The organism is Bacillus sp. FSL R5-0439 (genome assembly GCF_038008805.1).
In the GTDB taxonomy this organism is placed as follows: domain Bacteria; phylum Bacillota; class Bacilli; order Bacillales; family Bacillaceae; genus Bacillus; species Bacillus safensis.
Genome location: NZ_JBBOZW010000001.1, coordinates 867,017 through 891,347, shown reverse-complemented (window position 1 = coordinate 891,347; position 24,331 = coordinate 867,017). Strand labels below are relative to the sequence as shown.

The following is a 24,331-nucleotide window of genomic DNA, read 5'->3' as shown; positions in this document are numbered from 1 at the left end:
ATAAGATCTCCCTTATTTGCTTATTCGAAATACACGTCAGTTAAAGCTTCTGAACCGGTTGGATGCGGCTGGTAGCCTTTTAAATCATTAGATGCGGCAAGCATTGGAATTGAATGCACCAATGGAATCCAAGGTGCTTCGTCATGAATGATTTCCTGTGCTTTTTTATACAGCTCATTTCGTTTCTTTTGATCTGTGTCTGTTTGCGCTTCAATGAGGATGTCATGCATTTTATCGTTTTCGAAGAATGTATAGTTGTTACCGCCAATGCTGTCTTTGTCCAGCAGTGTGTAAATGAAATTATCAGGATCGCCATTGTCTCCTGTCCAGCCTAATAAGAACACATCCGCTTCCCCTTTACTTGCTTTATCTAAATAGGTCGCCCAGTCATATGTCACAATTTCTGCTTTGACGCCGACTTTTTCAAAATTTGACTGAATGACTTCTGCTACCTTCATCCCATCTGGCATGTATGGACGTGGTACAGGCATTGCCCAAAGCTTGATGCGAAAGCCGTCAGGGAAGCCCGCTTCTTTTAATAGTTCTTTCGCTTTTTCTGGATCATACGGATATGGCTCAATGTCATCATTGTAGCCTTCTAAAGCTGGCGGCAATGGATTTTTTGCTGGCTCAGCAAGTCCGCCATAAAATGACTCAATAATCGATTCTTTATCAACCGCATAATTGAGTGCCTGACGAACGAGCTTGTTATCAAGCGGCTTTCTTGTGACGGTCAGACCGATATAGCCTACGTTCATCGATGGTCTTTCAATGAGCTGGAGTGCTTTGTCGGTTTTAATGCCATCTAAATCTGACGGATTCACGCCATCCATTAAGTCGATCTCGCCTGTTTTAAGGGCATTTAAACGAGCAGAGTTTTCTGGAATGGAGCGAAAGATGATTTGATTCAGCTTTGGTTTATCCTTCTGCCAATAATCCTCATTCTTTTCTAACACGATACGGTCGTTTTGCTTCCACTCTTTAAACTTGAATGGTCCTGTCCCCACCGGATTTTCTCTAAATGAATCACCGCTTTTTTCAACAGCCGCTGGACTGGCAATGCCAAATGGTGACATAGCGATGTTTTTAAGGAATGTCGCCTGCGGGCGCTTTAGCTGAAATTCAATTTCATGCTCGCCTTTGACGATGATGTCTTTAATGACATGCCCTTTATCTTTTTTATAGCCGCCAAACATGCCATAGTAAGGGAACTTTTCTGCGTCTCCATTCATCCAGCGGTCAAAGTTGAATTTCACTGCTTCTGCGTTAAAATCTGTGCCATCGTGAAATTTCACACCTTCTCTTAAGTAGAACGTGTATGATTTTCCGTCCTTTGCAACATCCCATTCTGTTGCGAGGCCAGGATGGATGGTCGTATCTTTCTCACCGTAATTCAAAAGCTTTTCAAATATATTCTCTGTGACCTTGAAGGTTTCACCTTCTGTCGTTGTGATTGGATCTAGTGAAGTGGAATCTCCCCCTCTGCCAAATACGAGGGTATCTTTTGTTGCCTTTTCTTCCGATGTCGGTGAAGACGAGCATCCCCCTAAAAAGAGCGCCAGTACCAGCACAAAAATGAAACTACTGAATAACCATGTCTTCTTCATTGTGTTCCTCCTTTTGATATAAATAACATGCAGCCGCATGTCCCGATTCCTTCTCATGCAAAGCAGGAACGGCTTTCAGGCATTTCTCCCATCTTTTTGGACACCTTTTGTAGAAAGGACAGCCGCCGCGTTCCGCCATTGTGGTCTCTTCTGCTGCCACATCTTGCGACTCTAGTACGTGATCCATATGTGGAATGGATTTCAGAAGCAGCGACGTATAGGGATGAAGCGGGCTGTGAAACACCTCTTCGGCAGGCCCCATCTCGACAATGCGCCCAGCATACATGACGGCGATCCGGTCGCTCATATATCTGACAACCCCAAGGTCGTGAGAAATAAATAGATACGTCAGAGAAAGCGTCTTTTGTAATTCAAGCATCAAATTCAAAATTTGCGCTTGAACGGATACATCTAAAGCCGAAACTGGTTCATCGGCAATGACAAGACTTGGGTGCGTAATGAGCGCTCTAGCAATGCCAATACGCTGCCTTTGTCCGCCGCTGAATTGGTGCGCATAACGTTCCCCGTAGGAAGGATCAAATCCAACAATGTGCAGCATCTCTTTAACCCGTTTCCGTCTTTCTGCTTTCGTCCCATGATGATGAACAATCAGCGGTTCCTCTAAAATATCTTTGATTTTCATTCTCGGATTTAAAGAAGCATAAGGATCTTGAAAGATCATTTGAATATCTTTTCTTAAGGAACGCATGTCTCGTTCTTTCAGAAGGGTGATCTCCTGCCCTTTTAATTGAATAGAGCCTGACGTCGGTTCAGTCAATCTCATCAAGCTTTTGCCAAGTGTTGATTTCCCGCAGCCTGATTCACCAACAATGCCAAGCGTTTCTCCTTCCTTCACGTGAAAGGAGACTTGATTTAAAGCCAAAGTCAATTGTTTATGTTTAGAAAAAAAAGCAGCTGTGTCATACCGTTTTGTCAGCTGATTCACTTGCAAAAGTGGGTGACTCAGTGTCTTCTCCTCCTTCCATTAGAAAACATGCCACGCGGTGATTCTGTTCAATAGATTGTAAGGCTGGATCTTTTTCAAGACATTGCGCCATTTGATATGGGCAGCGTGGTGCAAATTGACAGCCGGACCGGATGGCACCTGGCTTAGGCACATGACCTGCAATAGAGATGAGTTTTTCTTTTTTCTCTTTAAACGATGGAACTGAGGCGAAAAGACCTTTCGTGTAGGGATGCAGAGGTTTTTGAAAAATACGGTCAACGGTTCCTTCTTCTACAATTCGACCGGCATACATAATCATGACTCGCTGGCATATTTGCCGCACGACGCCTAGATCGTGGGTTATAAATAAAATAGCTGTGTCCATCTCTTCGTTCAGCTTTTTGAGTAGACGAAGGATTTGCGCTTGGATGGTGACATCAAGTGCAGTTGTCGGTTCATCAGCGATCATGAGTTTTGGGTGACAAAGCATTGCCATTGCAATCATCACACGCTGGCGCATACCGCCTGATAATTCATGTGGATATTTTTTCAGCAGCGATTCTGCTTGCTTCAACCCAACTGTTTGAAGCAGATCAATCGCCTTCGCTTTTGCTTCTTTTTGACCGATTGATTGATGTGTGAAAAGGGCTTCCGTCATTTGTTTGCCGATGGTCATTAATGGATTCAGAGAAGTCATGGGCTCTTGGAAAATCATCGAAATGTCATTTCCTCTTATCTCTCGCCACTGTTTCTCTGAAAGTGACAGCAGATTTTGCCCTTCGAAATGAACCTCGCCCGTTGTATCGGTTTGCTGATTCAGACCCATCAATGACATGCTTGTGATGCTTTTCCCGCAGCCAGATTCGCCCACAATTCCTAACGTTTCCCCTTTTTGTATCGAGAACGATATGTGATGGACGATGGGCACTTTTTGCTTTTTCTGCTGAAACGCAATGGACAGCTGTTTGACATCTAGCAGCACGTCTTGTTCTTTCACATATTCACCACCCCGTCATACTTTTTAAAATTGTATTGAGACAAGCTGGGAAATATGTCATGTTTTTGACAAGCATAAAAAAGCCTATCCGCTAGAATCGGATAGGCTTCTACTAATTTAATGTTTGAATGGTAAATAAATGACGATAGTGACTGTCTTGGTTCATTAATTCTTCGTGTGTTCCTTTTTCCACTATTTCGCCTTGTTCCATGACCACAATTTGGTCAGCGTGTGTAATGGTTGATAAGCGGTGTGCGACAATAAAAGTTGTGCGATCCTTCGCCAGCTTTTGCATCGCTTCTTGAATGTAATGCTCACTTTCTAAATCAAGTGCAGACGTTGCTTCATCTAAAATCAACAGCGGTGGATTTTTTAGAAATACCCTTGCAATCGAAATCCGCTGTTTTTGTCCGCCTGACAGCTTTACGCCCCGTTCTCCTACTTTCGTGTCATATCCTTCAGGAAGAGACATAATAAAATCATGCGCATTTGCCGCTTTTGCAGCCGACACGATTTTTTCAAAAGGTGCTTCAGGGTCACCAACCGCAATATTTTCTTTAATCGTGTCACTGAATAGGAATGTATCCTGCAGCACCATTCCGACTTGATTTCGAAGACTTCTTGCTTTGTACTCTTTTATATCAATGCCGTCAATTTCAAGTGACCCGTTTGTGACATCATAAAACCTTGGAATTAAGCTGACGAGTGTCGATTTTCCTCCGCCACTCATTCCTACAAGGGCAACCGTTTGTCCTTTTTCTACTTTTAAGGAGATATTGTGCAGAATCTCTTCCTGCGTGTGTTCATAACGAAACGACACATTTTTAAACTCGACCTCTCCTTTTAAATGATTGGCTTCTTTTGCATTCGGCCGGTCTGTGACCTCATATGGCTCATCAATAAACTCAAAGATCCGATCCATTGACGCAACGGACTGGGTTAACGTCGTAGATGAGTTAATGAGACGGCGAATCGGATTGTACATCCGGTCAATATAGCCGACAAAGGCGATCATGGTCCCGATCGACAGCGATCCGTTAATTACTGTGTAGCCCGCAAATGCAATGATTAACAGCGGCGCAATGTCGGTGATGGTATTGACGACAGCAAATGTTTTGGCGTTCCAATTCGTATGGTTGATTGCTTTGTTTAAGAAATTTTTGTTTTCATCATGAAAATTCTCTTGTTCATATTCTTCAATCGCAAAGCTGCGAATGACCGGCATTCCTTGTACCCGCTCATGCAGGTGTCCTTGCACTTCAGCCAGCGCCTGTGACCGCTCTTTTGTCAGCTTGCGCAGCCGTCCGTAAAAATACTTTACTGCAAACGCGTATAGTGGAAAAATAATGACAGACACGATCGTGAGCTTCAGATCCAGTGTACACATAATGGCGATCACGATCAGTACAGTCATCATATCCAGCCAAATGTTCATGAGACCTGTGATGACAAATTCCTTTGTCTGCTCCACATCGTTGATCACTCTTGAAATAATTTCTCCTGTTCTCGTGTTGGCATAATAACGAAGACTTAGCTTTTGAATATGCGAGAACAGCTTTTCCCGAATATCAAATAATACCTTACTGCCTGTCCACTGAGCGTAGTATTGTCTATAGTATTCAACAGGCGGCCTCATCACTAAAAATAATACGAGCATGATTCCCATTATGATCAGTAGAGTTGATGTCTTTTCTTCAGCTGACCCCGATCCTTGAATGACATCATCAATGACATACTTTAAAAGCAGAGGCAAGGTTAAGGGAATCGAGAACTTAATCATTCCGATGACCATTGTCAATGCAATCTGTTTTTTATACGGTGTTACAAAAGCCATGTAGCGTTTAATGACCCCCATGTAAATCTCCTTCCCAATCTATCAGTGCCTCTTATCCGTACGCAGTCAAAAACCTGTTAGCCTAAAAAGCCAAACAGGTTTTTGGATGCTCTTGCTTATTTTGTATAATGTAAAAAACGTTCATACCACATATCCACAAATTCAGGAGCAAACGGACCTTTCCGCTGGTGAATCCAATGCAGTAATGTATTCAGATGCTCTCTTAAGATACTATCGATTTCTTTTGGATAATTCATCTGCCTCTTATGATCTGCATATTCGTCCTCATCCAAAATATTGTACGTCATGTCTGGAAAGACTTTGACGTCTAAATCATAATCAATATACTTAATTGCCTCATCATCTGTCGCAAAAGGAGAGCTGATGTTGCAGTAGTAATATACCCCATCATCTCTAAGCATCCCAATTACATTAAACCATTGTTTTGCATGGAAATAGCAAATAGCCGGTTCTCTCGTCATCCAAGTACGGCCGTCGGATTCAGTCACCATTGTACGGTCGTTTGCACCAATGATACACAATTCCGTTGCTTTCAGAATGGTGGTTTCATTCCAAATCCTGTGGATCAAGCCATTATGTTTATAGCTTTGAATTTGGATGGTTTCTCCTTCCTTGGGATAGCCCATATTTTCTCCCCTACTTTCTATAACAAACAAACCTAACAGTCCAAAGACCTAATTTCCCAACTAAACATGTCTCTATTATATTATACCGTTACATCATTAAAAAATGAAATGAAAAAGCCATTCAACCCAATTGAACGGCACACTGATTTACATCACGCTAGAACTCTTTTCCATCTGTTTATATGAATTGATGACCTCTTCTGTCTGTTTTGTAAATAAGGTTTGCACTTTTTGCAGTTCCTCACGTTTCTGTTTGATCTGAACACAAAGCCTGTGCCACTCTTCTTTTTTTTCATTCTGCAGCAATTGTTTTTCTGTTTCTAAGCATAGATCGAGTTCTCCCTGCACGTCGAGCAGCTGATCCATGAGTTGCATTTGTTCTTTTACAAGCTGATCGAAATCAGACATCTAACTCCTCCCTTTTCATCGAATCCACTTTTTTGTCTGTATACCATTTCTTGAAAGAAGGAGGAAATCCTTTGACTGTTTATGTAGAGGTTTTACAGGTTTTGTCGGATGGTGGTGCGAGGCAAAAAGAAAAGCACTTCATTCGTATATGAAGTGCTTTCCTTTGTTTCAGTGATTAGCTGTTTTGTTGTTTGTTTTGCTCAGCTTTTTGGTTGTATTTTTTTACATGCTGTGCGTCAGTCTCGCTAGCAAATTCAGTGCCGTATTGACCACCTTGTGCAGCAGCTTGGTTTTGTTTCTTCACTTGTTGTGCATTTGTTTTGTTTTGTTGTTGATCCATCATTATCACCTCCACGCACATTAATTTGTGCAGAAGGTGTACATCCTATTCATGATTTTTTTAAACAAGCAAAGAACGTCCGCCATCCACTATAATCGTCTGGCCTCTAATCATGTCTGCTTTGCCTGATACAAGGAATTCCACGCTGTCGACCATGTCTTTAATTTCCACCATTCGGCCGGCAGGTGTGTTTTTCTTCGCATCTTCTAAAAGCTCTTCACGGTTCGGGAAGTGCTTAAGTGCATCTGTATCGATCGCGCCGCCTGATACAGCGTTGACGACGATATTTTTTTGTGAAAGCTCAACTGAAAGGTAACGTGTCAAAGCTTCTAGTGCTGCTTTTGATACACCGACTACTGTGTAATTTTCAAGGTAGCGAATAGAGCCTAGTGAGCTAATGCTGACGATATGTCCGCCGCCGTTTTTCTCCATTAGTTTTGCCGCTTCTTGTCCGCAGAATAACAAAGCTTTCGCATTGATATTCATCGTCCAGTCCCAATGATTTTCTTCAAGGTCCATAATTGGACGCTGAACACCTGATGCCGCATTGTTTACAAATACATCTAAACGGCCAAAGGTTTCATCAATTTGCTGAAACATGTCTTTGATTTTCTCAGGCTGGCCTACATTGGCTTTAACAACCAATGTTTTAACACCCATCGCTTCAATTTCTTCCGCTGTTTCAAGTGCAGCTTTTTTGCTTCTCGCATAGTTAATGACAATGTCATATCCTTTTTCCGCGAGGCGAAGGGCCACTTCTTTCCCTACTCCTCTGCTGCTTCCTGTAATTAATGCACATTTACGTTGACTCATTATGGTTCATCTCCTGATTTGAATAGTTTTCGTTCATTCGCTTCACACTAATAGGAAAGTTCCTATTAGGAGGTTACATTCATGTATGTCGGACGCGATTTAAGCCAGCTTGGCATGATGTCCAAGGATCAATGGAAAGATACTGAGCTTGCTTACTTTCATCATGCTTTCCAACAAATTTTACCTTATTTGAACGAAGAAGGGCAATCTAAGTATCGAGAAATCATTTCTGAAATCGAAGACCGCGGGGGTCTGCACCGAAATGAAGCTGATTATACCCACGGTACAACGGTTAAATACGACTAGGCTGCTCAAGTGCCAGTTTCCAAATTTTTTGGTGTGAGACTGGCAAAGCATACGCCTCAAATTCTTCTGTTGTGACTTTTTTCAGCATCATGTCATCAGATACAGAGGTAACTCGTCCAAAGAAAACAGAAATATTCCAGATGAGGTGGGTAAATACATGCTGAATGGTGCCTTCTAAATCACCAAGCTCCGCTTGTACACCCGCCTCCTCTTTTAAGAAATCAATCAGCTGCTCTTTTTCCGTTTTTCTTCCCTTCATGGTTTCCATGTTAGGGAATTCCCATAAATTCGCAAGGAGGCCTGTACTTGGCCGCTTATGAATATATAGGTTGCCTGCGTCATCAAATAACACCGCTGCTGCCATTGATTTTGCAGTCGGCTTTTTCTTTTTGCTTTTCACTGGGAGCTCATGCTGAACGCCTTCCTCGAGTGCCGAACAATGCATGTTCACAGGGCAAATGAGGCAGGCAGGGGAAGTTGGAGTGCAAATGAGCGCACCAAGCTCCATCAGCCCTTGATTGAATTCTGACGGCTTTTCCCGGGAAATGAGCTGATCGACCGCAAATTCGAAAATATTTCTCGTTTTTGGTTTTGCAATATCATCCCATACGGACAAAATACGAGAAATGACCCTCATAACGTTGCCGTCTACCGCAGGATATGGCTTGTTATAGGCGATACTCAGCACTGCGCCGCTCGTATATGGGCCTACACCTTTGAGCTTTGAAAATTGCTCTTTCGTATTAGGGACAATGCCATCGTAGGATTCATATACTTCTTTCACAGCTGCCTGTAAATTACGCACTCTTGAGTAGTAGCCAAGACCTTCCCATGCTTTCATGACCTTTTCTTCATCAGCTAAAGCGAGATCCTTTACCGTTGGGAATTGCTCCATAAACCGGTTGAAGTACGGAATGACCGTATCCACTCTCGTTTGCTGAAGCATGACTTCTGATACCCAGACGCGGTATGGATCTTGATTTTCACGCCATGGCAATGTTCGTTGTTCTTTTTCATACCAATCAATTAAATCATGCTGAAAGCCCGCAATATCTTTGCGGTCCAGCTTTTCTTGAATGTCTTTCATATCTATACTCCTTCTCATTGGACCGAGGGCTAACGTTCTGAATAGAACCTTATTTGTTGTATACTGTTTGTAGATACGTTAACATGTTACATTAAATCGGGATAAAGCAAAAGTGATTTTGCACATAGTCTTGATTGGAGACGTATACTTTGTATGATTGTTCCTAAGCATGACAACTAGGAGGTAATCAATTGGACACTGGTACTCATGTAGTAATGGGCATTTCTCTTGGGGGACTTGCACTTTTAGATCCAGCCGTCAGCGCAGATCCACACATGGCACACGCCGTGATGATCGCGACCATCGCCGGCTCCCAAGCACCAGACATTGATACTGTGCTAAAACTAAAAAATAATGCGGTTTATATAAGAAATCACCGAGGATTTACACATTCCATTCCGGCTGTACTGTTTTGGTCATTGCTGATTCCGGCTGTGATTTTTCCATTTGTGCCGGGGGCGAATTTACTTCACCTTTGGTTATGGACACTATTAGCTGTTGTGCTTCATGTGTTTGTTGATATTTTCAACGCATACGGTACGCAGGCCATTCGTCCATTTTCGAAGAAGTGGGTAGCGCTAGGGATCATTAATACGTTTGATCCGTTTATCTTTTTTACACACCTTGTCGCCATAGTCGTTTGGGCGATTGGCGGACATCCCGGCTATACGTTTATTACGCTGTATGCGGTGATTTTCTGTTACTATATCGTCAGGGTCATTATGCAGCTACAAATTAAACGTCAACTGCGTGCACGATTCGATGAAATTGAAGAGATTATCATTTCGCCTACAATGAAGTTCAGACAATGGCGCATTGCCGTGAAATGTAAATCCTCTTTCCATGTTGGGCGCAGCATGAATGGAGAAGTCGTCATTTTAGACACCTTTAACCGAGTGCCGGTCCCTGATACTGAAATTATGAAAATTGCTAAGCAAGATGAAAATATTTCAGCCTTTCTCTCCTTCTCCCCTGTCTACCGGTGGGAAGTGGATAAATACAAGGATCATTATGAGGTGCGGTTCATTGATTTACGCTACCGCAGCAAAGGTCATTATCCTTTTGTCGCGATCTGCCATATCGACATGGACCACCAAATCAAAAATTCCTATACCGGCTGGATTTTCAGTGAAGAAAAACTGCAAAAAAAATTAAGACTCGGCTCTGTGTGAGCGAGTCTTTTTTTGTTGTGTAGAGCTTGGATTTAGGTGGATAGATATTTGAATTTATGTAATTCGCAGAAACTGTGAACTATGCACTTATGTTGAGTGCGATACCAGGCTTTCCTGTCTTTTCCCACCATTCACCATTTCAATCCATGCACTCATGTTGAGTGCGACTATTTGAACCTGTCCTTTTCGTCCATCCAAACGAATTTCAATCCACGCACTCATGTAGAGTGCGACGTGAATTGCCTGCGATTGATAAAAAGGAATCGAATTTCAATCCACGCACTCATGTAGAGTGCGACACCGTTAGGGGGTGAATGCGTGGGAATTGTTCAAAATTTCAATCCACGCACTCATGTAGAGTGCGACACGCTAACACTGCTGCGGCTGCAATTACAGCGAATGAATTTCAATCCACGCACTCATGTAGAGTGCGACAACCGAACGACTTCATAGAAAAGCAGAAAGAGTGGATTTCAATCCACGCACTCATGTAGAGTGCGACGATAACCCTAGAAGTGCTATTAGCATTCAGTAGTATTTCAATCCACGCACTCATGTAGAGTGCGACATCGACTCCGAAGTCTTTGCATAATTTTTTGAGAATTTCAATCCACGCACTCATGTAGAGTGCGACCACTTTAAAGAGTGAAAATAATGGCTTAAAAAGCATTTCAATCCACGCACTCATGTAGAGTGCGACTAAGGTGAGTAGCATTTTCATGAAACGAATGATGATTTCAATCCACGCACTCATGTAGAGTGCGACAACTTAGGCTCTAGCTGTCAAGGTGGTCAAATTATTTCAATCCACGCACTCATGTAGAGTGCGACCGGTCGTATGACAGCCAAAAATGATTTGAGATTAATTTCAATCCACGCACTCATGTAGAGTGCGACCTGTCACGTCGATTGATTTAGCTCTCGGTGTGTAATTTCAATCCACGCACTCATGTAGAGTGCGACTGCGATTTTCGCCCTAATTATAACATTTTTTAGGAAATGATCGTCAAACCCACAAGTTTCTATATAGAATTTTGTTTTCACCCTTAAAAAATATACATTTTTTCTCATTTTTGTCGAATGAATAGGTGCGAATGTTCCAAGGATTTTATGTTCACCTCACATTCGCACCGACTTTTTCTTAGTATGAAATCTATTGAAACTTGTTAATCATACTTATTTATATTTCAGCAACAATTGAATTCAATTAGAATCATGACTACTGAGGCAGGAGGCAGGGTTATGTTTTCGCAATTATTAATCCACCCACTCACGTAGAGTGCGACCTATTTTGACCAAAAAAGTCAGCGACGCTTCAGATTTCAACCCACGCACTCATGTAGAGTGCGACCTAGCTGGTATACAGCAAAAAACTTTCTCAATATATTTCAATCCACGCACTCATATAGAGTGCGACGTCATTGCGACCCATGGAGGAATAATGTTCTTTTTATTTCAATCCACGCACTCATGTAGAATGCGACGTAAAGCCCTTAAAAAAGAGCCGCTAGGCGATTGAATTTCAATCCACGCACTCATGTAGAGTGCGACGGGACGCATTAGATAAAACAGAAAAACACCGCCATATTTCAATCCACGCACTCATGTAGAGTGCGACTGCGATTTTCGCCCTAATTATAACATTTTTTAGGGAATGATCGTCAAAACCCTTAAGTTTCTATATAGGAATTAAGTTTTCACCCCTGAAAAATATACATTTTTTCTCATTTTTGTCGAATGAAACGGTGCGAATGTTCCAGGGATTTTATGTTCACCTCACATTCGCACCAAGTTTCATGAAATGTCGTCGTCCATTTTAAGTCTTCCATAACCTGCATTTGTTTTAGCACCGATTCCTTCGTGTTCTAAAGCGCCTAGTAAGATGGTTTTGGCGAGTTCGAGCCATTCCGCTTCTTCTGGTCGATTCTTTTTTGTTTTCAATAGAAGTTGAAAGCGGCCGTTGACCACCGTTAAGAAATGAATCGGTGTCGGTGAGTCATCGTCTCGAGGGGCTGGAACACTTCCCCCTTTGTTCATCTTGTCTAGCTTGACGCTGTTATAGTCTGAATGATGTGGTGTCATCACATCCACTTTGAATGCTTCTCCTACCGTCTCTGGCATCATGAGCGCATCATGAAATTCGATGATACCGGCACGTTCGTTTGTTCCAAACAATGTGTTGTAATCACTACCACCTTGTTTTAGTTCTGGAAAGTTTTCACCTAATACAGAATGGGCATAATGAGAGGCTACGCCTTTTAAAGCTGTTCCTGGTAAATAAGGAACGCCGTATATCGGTTGTAATAACAATCCCGTTTCAAGTACGCCCTCTCCTCCATGTCCAATGACTAACGGCGATATGGATTTGACTAGGCATGTGGGGTTCGTATCGGTATAATATCGCTTCACAAATTTTTCATACAATAAGCGATTTTTTCCCCATTGCTTTCGATGTAAACTAATCACATTTTCATAAAATGACTGCTTCTTCGAACTGTCCTTTATGATGTCCGACAATGTAGAACCACCAATCTCCCATTTGCTTTTGTTTAAGGTTAATGACAGATTCATTGGATGTCCTCCACATTTTCGGCCCCTTGTTCCACCTTTAAAATAGATTCCGCATATCTTTTTAACCAAACAGATGCACTTAAAGCTTGTCTTGATTTGATTAAGTAATCTCGATTGGAAGCTGACCAATCCCCTTGTATATCTAGTGTTTCTTTTATATCCTGAACGAATTGTTGATAAGCATTTCCTTTTTTTGATTTTGCCTCAAAAAATGTAATGGTGAGCCTTAATCCATTTGTTAAGATCATTGAGGCGAATCTGTGACAGAGTTGTCCATATTGATTTGAGAAATTCTCCTCATTCGTTTTGGCATTCATCACATGTTGATACGCTTTCTCAGCATAATGATGTTGAATGAGTTTCATGATTCCTCCCCTCCTGTCATACGCCAGGATACTCTTCCTTTACCTACGTTTGTGTTTCCACCTAATTGAAGATACATCTGTTTTTCTAGTTGATTTAAAAGTTGGTGTCTAACAGATAAATCATTGCTTCCATCAACACGATCACACCACATGAGCCCATAAAATATGGCTTCTGCCGGTACATACTCTTCATACCAGAGAGCTCCTTTACTAACTGTTTGGGTTTCATGATCAATTCTAATACGAGGTGTCACTTCAGAATTCATGGTGACAATGTATTGAAAAACGTCATCACTTACAATCACAAATCGTTCTATCCAAAGAGTTTGTGATTGTTTATCTTCGAATAAAAGTTTGGCCATCTGTTCAGCAAAATCGGTTAGTTGTTGAGATTTTTTCGCTGTCCCTTGGAATTCACCTAGGTATAATTCGTCATTCTCTACTAATTTAGAATTCATGGTGACTAGCGTGCTTGATTCTTCTATGAGATCAGGGATATCCAGCGATACGCCTAATGCTTTTGCATCGCGGGCTAATCTTTTCAATATGAGTGGACTTGCCACATATCCAAATGTACCGTATCTACTCGCCACCGGGAATGAAAATAACCGGCCATCTGTCATGACGACTGCTCCTGCGCTTCCATCTTGATCTCCTTGTGTACCAAATACTTTTTGTACGAATGTGTCTTGTCCTTTCGCGCGATAATGTTCACGCTGAACGCCTTTGATACTGCTTCCAGGTATAATCGGCCATTCTGTTACTTTTTCTCGTTGAATGGGCATATCAATCACGCCAACTCCTTCACCCGCTCCAATATGGAGGGGGGATAAACAATGTATCCAAAACCAACGGCTTGCTTCCATCATCTCACTCCTCTTATTCATTCGGCTTCCATGTTCCCCAAAGTGCTAACCCGCAGCCATCTTCACGATCAAACGCTTCTTTGCGCCGGTTACGATCGGATACTGATTGAAGCCACATTTTTTCGGCCAGTTCTGCTGGATCTCCTTCTTCTACTGTAAAGAAGTAAACACTACCTGCGGGGACTAAGCGGCGTATTGCTTTTTCACGCCCTTTGTCTTTATTTGCTAAGCTCCATCCAGAGATAGGCTGCCAATGTGGAACAGATGCCCAAACCAATTTGAGTCGTACATTTGTATCAAATAGTGGTTTTGACATGAGCTGTTCATCCAGCCAGCCGGGCTGCCATCCTTTACTGAAATAAGCAGGTGTCGCCAATATCATGCGAACATACGGCTTGTTTTTGAGCGATTCTTTAATAGCATCTGGACATGTCCAATCTTGTTGGTATACATGTGGCCGGTCTTCTATATGAGCCAGCCGCCTTTCACCACCGATTGGGTGAAGACTTGAGAAAGGCTTTAATGCTTCTGACTCTTCAGTAGATAACTCTATTCCCGCCTCCAGTTTAAAGCCATCTGGGAATACGAGTGATTCTGTTGAAAATAGATGCTGATCTTTTGCCTTTTTACTGCCAGTTTCCACCTCAATTTGTGTTCGTTCCTGACGCTGTAATGCTGGAATAAATGCCGGTGGTGTTTCCTTTTTGAAAGCATGATTTTCCTTCTGCATATGTTGGTATTCAGTCAAGGCTTCCTTCACCTGACTCTCATCCACTGCGTCTGTCAGCCAGTTCACCATCCACTTTAGTGATACAAAAGCAGGCGGCGATTTCATTTTTTTACGAGCACCAGCTCCAATTGGCGGCCATAATGCCTCACTAAAACGGCCTGTTTTTCCTGTACCAAAAAAGCCCTGTCCTTCCGACATCATTGGCTTTGGTCTCAATTGATTCATCCCATACTCATCATCGAATAACTCAAGGTCATGAGGCATTGGCACATATAAATGATCATGCCAGCGATATAAAGGACCTCGCACAAGAGATTTCGCATAATAAGAAAGTGGCGTGGTGTGTTTGATTGATTGTCGTTTCTTCGCTAGTGCTGTTCGAAGTGTTCCTGCGACCACACTTGGCGGAACATCGTTTAGTGAACGCGCCCGTATACCCGGTACACTTTGAAATGGGCGTGCATCACGAATAAGCAGCGGATCAAGCGGTTGAATGTGAAACCATCTTTCAGGCATGTCCACTTACCTCCTCTAGTTGAAGAGCAATGATCATACATTCAGCGATTGTATGTAATTCTTCTAATGTATTCTTCTTCGGTATATACCTCGCAATCAATTGATCGATCCACTCTTTCGTTTCTTGCTCTGTTTTTGCTTCCGTTTTCTTTTTGAATGCAAGACGTCTTATCTCTAGTGGAATGAGTTCATCTAAAATTTCCGGCTGTTTTCTAAAAGAAGACTGTTCGTATGTTTGATACAACTCTCGTAAGCCATATGCAAAGCCAGATGTGAAATAAGACTGTTTTAACCACGCCGTCATCTCTTGGATAGAGGCCACTGGATCTATTTGAAATGAGACTGAGATATTCATTGTGTCTCCTCCGCCTCGCTTTTGGAAATGAATCGCTAATGAATTTCGCTCTTGTTTTGCAAATTGTTCAGCCTGACGTGCCATGCTTCTTACTTCTTCGAGAGGCTCAAGCATATGGACGATGGCGATTCCAATTGAAATCGAAGGAGGTGTCTCACTATGTTGATGAGCCTTCATCGTTGAAACAAATTCACTTTGTAATTTCCCAGCTGCTTCTAAGCATTGGTGCACCGGTACATAAGCCATGACATCATCTCCACCGCCGTAGATCAATGTACCTTCACATTCGGAAATAATCCCACGAGCCTTTGAAGCAAAAGTTGAGAGTGTTTTAGAAAATGCAATATGGCTTTCTACATGCTGTATATTTCGCAGTTGGCTGCCCATCTTATCTCCATCCGCCATGAGAAAGGCATAGTAAGGTGAAGGTGCTGGTGGTTTGATCGGCTGGCCGTGATGCTTGCTGTATTCACCTTTGAAATATTTTTCAAGCAGCTGTGTGATGTTATTTTTTGCTTCTGTTTGTGCTATTCCAACAAGTCCTCGTTGTTCAAGAAAATCTTCAATTCTTCTTTCATAAAAAAGCGATGCCTCACTCAAAACAAGAGGAGCTACTGTCAGATTCATATTCTCAAGATACGTTTCTACATCTTTCACATATTGTGTGGCTGCTTTCTTCATCTGTTCATTTTGTTTCAACATGTTTTGATAGGGAGCAAAAGCTTTATCGCAGACAGATGGAAATGTCTTGCTCGGATGCTTATGTAAGGACAATCGTTTGATCACTGAAATCGCATCTAATGATTCATGTTCACCAATTCCCAATTTCGCTAGTTGCGCCACTTGCTGTGGTTTTTTTTGCTTTTGAAAAACAGATTCCCGTCCACCGTCAAGTGATGATTTTGGTTCACCGAATAACGCCCCTGGCTCATTTTGTTTAAAATCTCTTAAAGTCTTCCTTGCCGCCATTAAACCTTCGACTTCTTGAAGAGCCATATGATATGGACTTGCGGACGCATTTGCCGCTTCCTCTTGAGTTTGCATCTCATTCCACACAGCATAAAATTCTATTAAATCATCTACTTGTCGATTCCATGTGCCTATTTGAATATAAGGATCCACAATCTCTCTTACAAAATCTGCGTATTCCTTCCATTTGTTATATACTGCTTTTTTTACTTGTCTTGCAACGGATGAAGGCTGTTCGTGTGAGATTTTCCCCAATATTTTATTTGGTGCGTTGTTTGGTTCTGCAGAGGATTCGTTGAACACAGGGAAAATAAGCGTTCCACCCAGTTCCTGAAATTTCTTCGCACCCGCTTTACTTAATTCAGATAGAAGAAAAGAGCCAAACCATAAATCACGCGTCCGCCTTGCTTGCGCAATGAATTCTTGAACAGGCCCTATAGAAAATAGCATTAATGTTTGTTTTTGTGATTCTTCTGACAAAATGTTTGCACCTCCTTGCTATGTAAAAAAGCTTGAATCGCCGATGAGTGCGTACGGCCACTCTCGTCTTGTAATGGGTTTTTTGAGTAGGTGGCTGTTGGGTAGATACTTTGTTCATCTGTCACATCAGGCAAAAGCTTTCTGTCCCCTAAAAGCGATAAAGCTTCGATCTTTGGTTGATGCAACACCATCACCATGCCCACTGATTCCTCTTGATTAATAGCCAATGGTTTTAAGATGAGTGGTGAAGCCAAGCGATCCTTTCCTTTAGGTAGGAGCGTTACAGGATCTGGATCTTTCCCACTATCTTTAGGAGCAAATCGGAACTGAATAGGCAAACCAAATTGAGCTCTAGGAAATGCTTGATATTTAAATGGTTTCTCTTTTGGATAAGGGATATGATGACCTGATTTAGCCTTACCTGTTAACAGACGAATAGTATCTGCTTCCGGCCAACAACTTCTTCCCCTTTTTTTGTTCGGGTTTGATCTTCTTCGAAATGTTTCATATGTCTGAATGACGGATTGCCAGCTTGAGATCATAGATGATGGAAATGCCTGTACTTTGAATTCACGACTAAGCGTCGGCCATTCTCGACTTGATGCTGGCAATTGAATGTCATATTCTAAAAGCTTTTGCTCAAACCATTTTTCCAATTGGCTTTTTGTCCTCTTGTTGTATGGTGAAAATTGCTTGCAATATAAACTGCCACACCCACGTCTCGTTCTTGACCCAAGTCCACCGAAGTTGATCCAAGCCCATAATGCTGCTTCAACTTCTTTTTTGATTAACTCAAAATCGGTTGTTTTTTTAGATAACCGGATATTTAAAGAAAATTGCGCCTTAATGAGGTATGGTGTTTCATCTTTCATATTTGAAAGAACATACCGTGGAAAAGGATGATTTTTCTTTTTAAAAAATACTTTTGAATTTCTTTTCACTTCGTCTTTTTCATAATGGGTTACCACTTGAATCTGGCTCGCTTGTTCTGTATGACCAAATATCTCTGCTTCTCGTTTAGATAATTCATTCGCATTCTTGCAGACAGCTCCTCGAGTTGCACGCCACCAGAAACGAAGATGTCCACGAATCGCACTTTCTCGAATCGGTCTGTCTTCATCAATTGAGTTTGATTGGGGCCCTCCCCCAAACATTGGCGTAACCAAATGAATAGTGAGCGGCTCTTTAAAAAGTCTTTGGTCTTCATGAATTTTCGTGTCAATCGCATGTTTCACATCATGCCAATTCGTTTTGGGTTTTCTAGATTCCCTTGTCATGTCGCTCTCCTTTCTTCACTTTGTTATCTGTTTCTGAAACAGCTTGGCATATGCATAGTGAGGGAAAAACATGGGATTGTTAATGAGCATCAGCAATTGATTTAATTGAAAATTTAGTGTCAACAGATCGCATCCATCAATACGTAAATCGCTGAGTTTGTTTTCATCTAAAAATTTTTCTTCTTCCTTAGATCGTTTTTCTTGTTTGAAACAATTTAATTCGTTTGACCACCATCTTAGATGTTCATGTTCATTAGGTACTTTTAATTGAAATTCATTGCTTTTTTTCATGAGCATAAAATCAAAAGACGCCGCTAATTCAGCTGCTTTATTTGAAATTGTTTGGTCCTCTTCTCTTTTAAAGTTACTTGCTAAAATGAGTAAAGGACGCGTCCTCTTTTGTGTGTTACTTTCACTAGTAAAGTAACCTGTGGCCGTTCTAGCAATTCCTGTTGTTTTTGGTGTTAGCTGTTTTATTTTTTTAGACCATTCTTCTAAACCTTTTTCTTTCAAATTAGAGCTTTTACATTCAATAGCAACCGCAACCGCCTCAATCGGTATAAATTTCAACGAATTGTGTTGGAACACATACGGCGTATACTGCTCATCAAATACGGCAATATCGACTTCGTTAGAATGATTTCCTTCTGAGTCAATAATGATGACACCTTGTGCTAATGAATATTTTTTAGGAATGATTTTCCGAAAAAACTCCAGCCACATCACTTCTCTAGAATCCCCTGTCAGTCCGCCATGATTAGAAGCAAAGTCCACTTCTTCTGATATCATGCTGTTTAATCTTTGATAATTCTCTAAGATCAGCTGCTCCACTTTACCGGTTCGCTCCGTCTCACCCAATCCATTTCCTCCTTCATCATTCATTACGAATGGATAATATTTGAATCTAAATGACTACTTTTCATTTCGACTTATTTTGACATTTTTTAAGGTTTATTTAGGAAAAAGAAGAAAAAAAACATGACTGCAATGAGTCATGTTTTCACTATACATATGAACAGTCTATTTTGATGGCTTTTGTATCTGAAAGAGGGTGTTGTAAGAAGATGATCTCTGAGAATGTCATACCCGTTTAAGACACAATCATTTAAAATTACGCACTCGTGTAGAGTGCAACGGATGAATGCAATAATGACTACGATGAAATTTTAATTTCAATCCACGCACTCATGTAGAGTGCGACGGAAAATCCAGTTAAAGTATACTTCAAAATTTCAATTTCAATCCACGCACTCATGTAGAGTGCGACTACAAGCAAATACAAGATGCTGGCGGATCTGTTAAATTTCAATCCACGCACTCATATAGAGTGCGACTCATAAGAAGATCTACCGCAAACTGCACAAAACATTTCAATCCACACACTCATATAGAGTGCGACTGCGATTTCCGCCCTAATTGTAACATTTTTTAGGTAATCATAGTCAAAACCCTCAAGTTTCTAGGTAGAATTTTGTTTTCACCTCTAAAATAATATACATTTTTTCTCATTTTTATCGAATGAAAAGGTGCGAATGTCCCGGGGATTTTATGTTCACCTCACATTCGCACCAAATCTTTATTAAACCTATTTAAAAACTATTGCTCTAAAGGTGCTTATTCATTATTTCATCAACAGGTTTGAATTCGTTTAAAAACATGACTACTGAGCCAGAGTCATGTTTTTCACACCTAAATCAAGCGCAACTGTCAACATTTCTTTCAAACTACCTCAATCCATACACTCATGTAGAGTGCGACGAGTGAAAGATTTGCCTATATCCTCGAGCATCAAATTTCAATCCACGCACTCACATAGAGTGCGACTCCACAATTCCACCTTCCCCCTGCCAGTTGTGGATTTCAATCCACGCACTCACATAGAGTGCGACTGCTTGTGTGGAACAACCTTAGTCACTTGAATTTATTTCAATCCACGCACTCACATAGAGTGCGACGTTCCCGATGGATTATCTATATGTTACACAAGGTATTTCAATCCACGCACTCACATAGAGTGCGACAAAGGTGCGGCTCATTGAAGCAACGCTTGCGGGTATTTCAATCCACGCACTCACATAGAGTGCGACACCAAAAGTTGAAAAGGTTGGTGGAGTTGAGCTTATTTCAATCCACGCACTCACATAGAGTGCGACTGCGATTTCTGCCCTAATTGTAACATTTTTCAGGAAATAATAGTCAAAATCCTCAAATTTCAATATAGAATTTTGTTTTCCCCTTCATAAAATATACTTTTTTTCTCAATTTTGTCGAATAAAAAGGTGCGAATGCCCCGGGGATTTTATGTTCACCTCACATTCGCACCGAATATTTCTTAATCCTATTTAATTAACAACTATTGCTCTAAAGGTACTTATTCATTATTTCATCAACAGGTTTGAATTCATTTAAAAACATGACTACTGAGCCAGAGTCATGTTTTTCACTCCTAAATCAAGCGCAACTGTCAACATTTCTTTCAAGCTACCTCAATCCATACACTCATGTAGAGTGCGACATACGTGAGTAATAGCGGTTCAAATCACCAAAGTATTTCAATTCGCGCACTCATATAGAGTGAGACACCGTTAGACTATGGCAAGCAATTAAACTTCAAATTTCAATCCACGCATTCATGTAGAGTGCGACTTTCTCGTAAAAACGGTATTATGATGACTTTGCGATTTCAATCCACGCACTCATGTAGAGTGCGACAGCGTCTGTCTCCTTAAATCGTCTTGCATCAAACTATTTCAATCCACGCACTCATGTAGAGTGCGACGGTTTCTGCATAAAGAACCAAAATATCGCATGTGTATTTCAATCCACGCACTCATGTAGAGTGCGACAATTTCTTTGGGGTCTTTGAAGTGGAGGGGACAATTTCAATCCACGCACTCATGTAGAGTGCGACGAGAAGTCTAGATAGGTCTTATCATAAAAAACTAATTTCAATCCACGCACTCATGTAGAGTGCGACTGCGATTTCTGCCCTAATTGTAACATTTTTTAGGAAATGATAGGCAAAATCCTCAAATTTCAATATAGAATTTTGTTTTCTCCTTCATAAAATATACATTTTTTCTCAATTTTGTCGAATGAAAAGGTGCGAATGTCCCGATGATTTTATGTTCACCTGACATTCGCACCATCAGTTCCTCTTACATCTTCGTCATATATTCCACAATAAACTCCCAAAATCCAGGTCCTTCTTGGTAAATCAGCCGGTCTATTTTTTCGATGAGTTTGATATAGAGTTCTTGTTCGAGGTCTTCTCTTTCTTGATATGCCGTGTTTTGTAGTTTCTTTTTGATCATGGGTGTGAAGGTTTCAATGAGTTCTTCCATTTCTCCATTGGTCATTTTGTCTTCGGGCACGGACATCTCCCCCTGTTTTTTCTTTTAGTTTGTTGAGCGCTTTTTTGTGAATCTTTGAGATGTTTTGTCTTGTTTCGCCTAACTGATCGGCTATTTCTTTCATCGTTTGGCCTTCGACATAGATTTGGGTTAAGACCATTTTTTGTTTGTCTGTCAGCAGCTGGTAGGCCTTGTACAATGTTTGGTCTTGCAGATGCTCCCCTAAGTCTTGCTGGTTGAAGAGCACGGCTTCATACGTATCTGTTTGAACAGGGTCTTTCACTTCTTGTGTATCAGGATGATCGAGTATGAGTGGAAAACGCTGCTGCTTCTTTTTGACTCGTTTGTCAAAGTCGACTGAAAAGATGCGTATCATTGTGGAGATATACTTGATGATGCGGATTTTCTGATAGAACTGTTTGAACTCGGAATCTAGTTTTTTGGCATTTTCCTCGTTTGGCTCTTCCATAACTTGCCGGAGCAGCTGCTCGTTTTTCGGGTTGCTTAAAAACTGCTGAATGAGTGGGTGATCAATGATTTCCTTCCATTTTGCTTTCAATAACAGCCGATAATCCATGTGCATCCTCCCCTTTGTTCCCTCTACTAGCATTAAGTGGACAAAAGTTAAAAAAAGTAAACTTCGTGAGACGGGTCTAATGGTTCATTTTCTCCCCCTTTGATTTCCTATTTCTTCTTTCATACCACTTATATAGAAGACGAGTATCCGCTGGGAGGTGAGACAAATGGAGACCTTTTTTTCAGAGGAATGGCTGAAGCAGCTCGGTCAGTCTGGCTTCCCTGCCATTTTGACGGTTTACTTGCTGACACGCTTTGAACGAAAGTTTGATGAATTAAGCAAGCTCATCCAACGATTAGTCGCTGCTCAAAAAAATGATGAATCAGATTGACATCTGCTTGATTCGTTTCACCTTATGAAAACGAGGGCGAAATGAAAGGCCTTTTGTCACCTCACACAATACGATGTTGAAAGGGGATTTTATCATGAGTGAAAAGCAAAATGGAATACCACAGCCGATTCGAGGAGAAAAAGGAGCAACGGTCAAAATTCCACGTAATCTCGAGCGGGACAGACAAAATCCAGATATGCTCACGCCGCCAGAAACCGATCATGGAACGGTCTCCAACCTGAAATATTCTTTTTCTGATACACACAATCGTTTAGAAAAAGGCGGCTACGCTCGTGAGGTAACAGTCCGCGAACTGCCGATCTCTAAAAGTCTTGCATCTGTCAATATGCGATTAAAGCCTGGTGCCATTCGTGAACTGCACTGGCATAAGGAAGCGGAATGGGCGTACATGATTTATGGGGAAGCTCGGATTACATCGGTTGATGCAGAGGGGCGCAATTTTACAGAGGATGTGACTGAGGGTGATTTGTGGTACTTCCCTTCTGGCCTGCCGCACTCTATCCAAGCACTTGAACCGGGAGCTGAATTCTTGCTTGTGTTTGATGATGGGTCATTCTCAGAAAATAGTACGTTCCAAGTAACCGATTGGCTTGCCCATACGCCAGAGGAAGTCGTGCTTAAGAACTTCGGTATGACAAAAGAGCAGTTTGACAAGCTGCCAGAGAAAGAAAAATATATTTTCCAAAAAGGAATTCCTGGTTCCCTTGAATGTGACAAGGTGAAAACAGAGCAAGGAGAAGTCCCGAATTCCTTTAAATATGAGCTGTTAAAACAGGAGCCGATTACGTCAAGTGGCGGACAAGTGTGGATTGCGGACTCTACCAATTTCAAAGCGTCTAAAACGATTGCATCCGCTCTTGTGAAAGTTGATCCAGGTGCCATTCGCGAGCTGCATTGGCATCCAAATACGGATGAATGGCAATATTTCATTTCTGGAAAAGCACGAATGACGGTATTCGCTTCTGATGGACATGCGAGAACCTTCAACTATCAGGCGGGAGACGTTGGATATGTCCCATTTGCGATGGGGCATTATGTAGAAAATACAGGCGACGAACCGCTTTATTTCTTAGAAATCTTTAAGAGCGATCATTATGCAGATATCTCACTTAATCAGTGGCTTGCGGTCACACCGAAACAGCTTGTTCTTGATCATTTAGATCAAGGCGAAGATTTCTTAAAACTGCTTGATGCTGAAAAACATCCTGTGATCGCTGCACCTAAAAAAGAGGATTAACGTATGACTTCCTGCAAAAAGGCTGTCCTTTTTGCAGGTATCTTCATGTAAGGGAGTGTTTGTTCAACTATGCAGCAATCTGTTCACGCTTTATGGCAAGGGCTGAAATGGTTCATGGCGGCGTCGGCTGTCTGTTACATATTTTTGTTGTTTTGTGTACTGTTCTTTCATTTAACGGGTGCTTTTTATCAATCGATTTTATCGATGCTTTTATTTATGGGCATCTATGTGGTACTTGGGATATCCTTTGAGCATGTGGAGCATATGCTCATGAGGGTTGTTAGAAAGTGCCGTTCCAAAAAACGCTCCATCGTTTTTTATGCCATATCCATTCATCTTTTGTTTATTTGGGGTGCTGTCTATTTATCAGATGAATTGGTGGGCGGCATTTTGCTGTCTACTTCTGAGGAAATCCTCTTTGCCCTGAGCCTTTGGTTGTTTCATTTTTTGTTTGATTATGCGACGTTTTCGTTTGAGAAAAAAGCTCAATGATTTGCTTCATATGATGGATAGCATGCTCGATCAG

22 protein-coding genes, 1 pseudogene and 2 CRISPR repeat arrays are annotated in these 24,331 nt (G+C 41.4%); of the genes and pseudogenes, 5 read left to right on the top strand and 18 right to left on the bottom strand.

The window, feature by feature from the left end:
• Positions 1-20 precede the first annotated feature (20 nt).
• The 8 genes and pseudogenes from NST59_RS04355 to fabL form a co-directional block, all read right to left on the bottom strand.
• Complete coding sequence (locus NST59_RS04355) at positions 21-1,607, bottom strand: ABC transporter substrate-binding protein (RefSeq protein ID WP_064497767.1); 1,587 nt, start codon at positions 1,605-1,607, stop codon at positions 21-23.
• Positions 1,582-2,559: an ABC transporter ATP-binding protein gene (locus NST59_RS04350; RefSeq protein ID WP_081258403.1), complete on the bottom strand. Its 978-nt coding sequence runs from the start codon at positions 2,557-2,559 to the stop codon at positions 1,582-1,584. Before NST59_RS04350 ends, NST59_RS04355 begins: the two co-directional genes overlap by 26 nt.
• Positions 2,528-3,550, bottom strand: a complete 1,023-nt coding sequence (locus NST59_RS04345; RefSeq protein ID WP_106025907.1) for an ABC transporter ATP-binding protein — start codon at positions 3,548-3,550, stop codon at positions 2,528-2,530. The genes NST59_RS04350 and NST59_RS04345 overlap by 32 nt, the downstream gene beginning before the upstream one ends.
• 112 nt (positions 3,551-3,662) lie before the next feature.
• Positions 3,663-5,405 (bottom strand): ABC transporter ATP-binding protein, encoded by a 1,743-nt coding sequence (locus NST59_RS04340; RefSeq protein ID WP_144495577.1) that lies wholly within the window; start codon positions 5,403-5,405, stop codon positions 3,663-3,665.
• Between the two features lie 95 nt (positions 5,406-5,500).
• Positions 5,501-6,031 carry a nucleoside tri-diphosphate phosphatase gene (ntdP, locus tag NST59_RS04335; protein WP_024425209.1) on the bottom strand — a complete coding sequence of 177 codons (531 nt, stop codon included), beginning with the start codon at positions 6,029-6,031 and terminating at the stop codon, positions 5,501-5,503.
• Positions 6,032-6,178: 147 nt separating this feature from the next.
• Positions 6,179-6,439, bottom strand: coding sequence for a YgaB family protein (locus NST59_RS04330; RefSeq protein WP_064497763.1), 261 nt, complete (start codon positions 6,437-6,439; stop codon positions 6,179-6,181).
• A gap of 175 nt (positions 6,440-6,614) precedes the next feature.
• Positions 6,615-6,764: pseudogene (locus tag NST59_RS04325) on the bottom strand (gamma-type small acid-soluble spore protein); the annotation flags it as partial.
• A gap of 75 nt (positions 6,765-6,839) precedes the next feature.
• A complete protein-coding gene (gene fabL / locus NST59_RS04320; protein WP_024425211.1) occupies positions 6,840-7,592 on the bottom strand; it encodes an enoyl-[acyl-carrier-protein] reductase FabL in 753 nt (250 codons plus the stop codon).
• 81 nt (positions 7,593-7,673) lie between these two features.
• On the opposite strand from fabL, the gene NST59_RS04315 reads away from it, so the two are divergent.
• Positions 7,674-7,898 (top strand): hypothetical protein, encoded by a 225-nt coding sequence (locus NST59_RS04315; RefSeq protein ID WP_003217808.1) that lies wholly within the window; start codon positions 7,674-7,676, stop codon positions 7,896-7,898.
• On the opposite strand, the gene mutY is transcribed toward NST59_RS04315, so the two are convergent.
• On the bottom strand, positions 7,885-8,985 hold the full coding sequence (gene mutY, locus NST59_RS04310; protein ID WP_144490841.1) for an A/G-specific adenine glycosylase: 1,101 nt from the start codon (positions 8,983-8,985) through the stop codon (positions 7,885-7,887). The two genes, NST59_RS04315 and mutY, sit on opposite strands and share 14 nt — an antisense overlap.
• 191 nt (positions 8,986-9,176) lie before the next feature.
• Here mutY and NST59_RS04305 point away from each other — a divergent pair, with 191 nt between their 5' ends.
• Complete coding sequence (locus NST59_RS04305; RefSeq protein ID WP_034623275.1) at positions 9,177-10,157, top strand: metal-dependent hydrolase; 981 nt, start codon at positions 9,177-9,179, stop codon at positions 10,155-10,157.
• 136 nt (positions 10,158-10,293) lie between these two features.
• A CRISPR array of direct repeats spans positions 10,294-11,120; the repeat unit is 32 nt; unit sequence ATTTCAATCCACGCACTCATGTAGAGTGCGAC.
• 831 nt (positions 11,121-11,951) lie between these two features.
• Here NST59_RS04305 and cmr6 read toward each other — a convergent pair.
• The 9 genes from cmr6 to NST59_RS04260 all read right to left on the bottom strand — a co-directional run bounded on the left by cmr6 (position 11,952) and on the right by NST59_RS04260 (position 22,216).
• Entirely contained in the window at positions 11,952-12,728 is a 777-nt protein-coding gene (gene cmr6 / locus NST59_RS04300; RefSeq protein ID WP_260980345.1) for a type III-B CRISPR module RAMP protein Cmr6, read from the bottom strand.
• The gene (gene cmr5 / locus NST59_RS04295; RefSeq protein ID WP_041090765.1) at positions 12,725-13,093 is read right to left on the bottom strand and encodes a type III-B CRISPR module-associated protein Cmr5; all 369 of its coding nucleotides are present in this window, start codon (positions 13,091-13,093) and stop codon (positions 12,725-12,727) included. The genes cmr6 and cmr5 overlap by 4 nt, the downstream gene beginning before the upstream one ends.
• Entirely contained in the window at positions 13,090-13,959 is an 870-nt protein-coding gene (gene cmr4, locus NST59_RS04290) for a type III-B CRISPR module RAMP protein Cmr4 (RefSeq protein ID WP_260980344.1), read from the bottom strand. Before cmr4 ends, cmr5 begins: the two co-directional genes overlap by 4 nt.
• A gap of 13 nt (positions 13,960-13,972) precedes the next feature.
• Positions 13,973-15,205, bottom strand: a complete 1,233-nt coding sequence (cmr3, locus tag NST59_RS04285) for a type III-B CRISPR module-associated protein Cmr3 (RefSeq protein WP_144490838.1) — start codon at positions 15,203-15,205, stop codon at positions 13,973-13,975.
• Positions 15,198-17,009 (bottom strand): type III-B CRISPR-associated protein Cas10/Cmr2, encoded by a 1,812-nt coding sequence (cas10, locus tag NST59_RS04280; RefSeq protein ID WP_341040246.1) that lies wholly within the window; start codon positions 17,007-17,009, stop codon positions 15,198-15,200. The genes cmr3 and cas10 overlap by 8 nt, the downstream gene beginning before the upstream one ends.
• Entirely contained in the window at positions 16,979-18,286 is a 1,308-nt protein-coding gene (gene cmr1, locus NST59_RS04275) for a type III-B CRISPR module RAMP protein Cmr1 (protein ID WP_144490836.1), read from the bottom strand. The genes cas10 and cmr1 overlap by 31 nt, the downstream gene beginning before the upstream one ends.
• A gap of 15 nt (positions 18,287-18,301) precedes the next feature.
• Entirely contained in the window at positions 18,302-19,144 is an 843-nt protein-coding gene (locus tag NST59_RS04270; RefSeq protein ID WP_144490835.1) for a DUF6602 domain-containing protein, read from the bottom strand.
• Positions 19,145-20,011: 867 nt separating this feature from the next.
• A CRISPR array of direct repeats spans positions 20,012-20,439; the repeat unit is 32 nt.
• Positions 20,440-21,444: 1,005 nt separating this feature from the next.
• A complete protein-coding gene (gene rsoA / locus NST59_RS04265; protein ID WP_186315144.1) occupies positions 21,445-21,666 on the bottom strand; it encodes a sigma-O factor regulator RsoA in 222 nt (73 codons plus the stop codon).
• A complete protein-coding gene (locus tag NST59_RS04260; protein ID WP_144490833.1) occupies positions 21,614-22,216 on the bottom strand; it encodes a sigma-70 family RNA polymerase sigma factor in 603 nt (200 codons plus the stop codon). The genes rsoA and NST59_RS04260 overlap by 53 nt, the downstream gene beginning before the upstream one ends.
• 166 nt (positions 22,217-22,382) lie before the next feature.
• On the opposite strand from NST59_RS04260, the gene NST59_RS04255 reads away from it, so the two are divergent.
• From NST59_RS04255 to NST59_RS04245, 3 genes are all read left to right on the top strand, one after another.
• Positions 22,383-22,547, top strand: coding sequence for a YvrJ family protein (locus NST59_RS04255; RefSeq protein WP_144490832.1), 165 nt, complete (start codon positions 22,383-22,385; stop codon positions 22,545-22,547).
• A 94-nt stretch (positions 22,548-22,641) separates the two neighbouring features.
• A complete protein-coding gene (locus NST59_RS04250) occupies positions 22,642-23,805 on the top strand; it encodes an oxalate decarboxylase family bicupin (protein ID WP_058837442.1) in 1,164 nt (387 codons plus the stop codon).
• Positions 23,806-23,874: 69 nt separating this feature from the next.
• Complete coding sequence (locus tag NST59_RS04245; protein WP_144490831.1) at positions 23,875-24,297, top strand: regulatory YrvL family protein; 423 nt, start codon at positions 23,875-23,877, stop codon at positions 24,295-24,297.
• Positions 24,298-24,331: the final 34 nt, after the last annotated feature.

Coding starts and splice junctions, on each gene's coding strand:
- mutY (WP_144490841.1), bottom strand. CDS start 8,985: ATGAAAGACATTCAAGAAAAGCTGGACCGCAAAGATATTGCGGGCTTT.
- cmr1 (WP_144490836.1), bottom strand. CDS start 18,286: ATGACAAGGGAATCTAGAAAACCCAAAACGAATTGGCATGATGTGAAA.
- NST59_RS04250 (WP_058837442.1), top strand. CDS start 22,642: ATGAGTGAAAAGCAAAATGGAATACCACAGCCGATTCGAGGAGAAAAA.
- cmr6 (WP_260980345.1), bottom strand. CDS start 12,728: ATGAATCTGTCATTAACCTTAAACAAAAGCAAATGGGAGATTGGTGGT.
- NST59_RS04340 (WP_144495577.1), bottom strand. CDS start 5,405: ATGGGGGTCATTAAACGCTACATGGCTTTTGTAACACCGTATAAAAAA.
- NST59_RS04330 (WP_064497763.1), bottom strand. CDS start 6,439: ATGTCTGATTTCGATCAGCTTGTAAAAGAACAAATGCAACTCATGGAT.
- NST59_RS04255 (WP_144490832.1), top strand. CDS start 22,383: ATGGAGACCTTTTTTTCAGAGGAATGGCTGAAGCAGCTCGGTCAGTCT.
- NST59_RS04245 (WP_144490831.1), top strand. CDS start 23,875: ATGCAGCAATCTGTTCACGCTTTATGGCAAGGGCTGAAATGGTTCATG.
- fabL (WP_024425211.1), bottom strand. CDS start 7,592: ATGAGTCAACGTAAATGTGCATTAATTACAGGAAGCAGCAGAGGAGTA.
- cmr4 (WP_260980344.1), bottom strand. CDS start 13,959: ATGGAAGCAAGCCGTTGGTTTTGGATACATTGTTTATCCCCCCTCCAT.
- NST59_RS04355 (WP_064497767.1), bottom strand. CDS start 1,607: ATGAAGAAGACATGGTTATTCAGTAGTTTCATTTTTGTGCTGGTACTG.
- NST59_RS04315 (WP_003217808.1), top strand. CDS start 7,674: ATGTATGTCGGACGCGATTTAAGCCAGCTTGGCATGATGTCCAAGGAT.
- cmr5 (WP_041090765.1), bottom strand. CDS start 13,093: ATGAAACTCATTCAACATCATTATGCTGAGAAAGCGTATCAACATGTG.
- ntdP (WP_024425209.1), bottom strand. CDS start 6,031: ATGGGCTATCCCAAGGAAGGAGAAACCATCCAAATTCAAAGCTATAAA.
- NST59_RS04260 (WP_144490833.1), bottom strand. CDS start 22,216: ATGGATTATCGGCTGTTATTGAAAGCAAAATGGAAGGAAATCATTGAT.
- rsoA (WP_186315144.1), bottom strand. CDS start 21,666: ATGTCCGTGCCCGAAGACAAAATGACCAATGGAGAAATGGAAGAACTC.
- cmr3 (WP_144490838.1), bottom strand. CDS start 15,205: ATGCCTGAAAGATGGTTTCACATTCAACCGCTTGATCCGCTGCTTATT.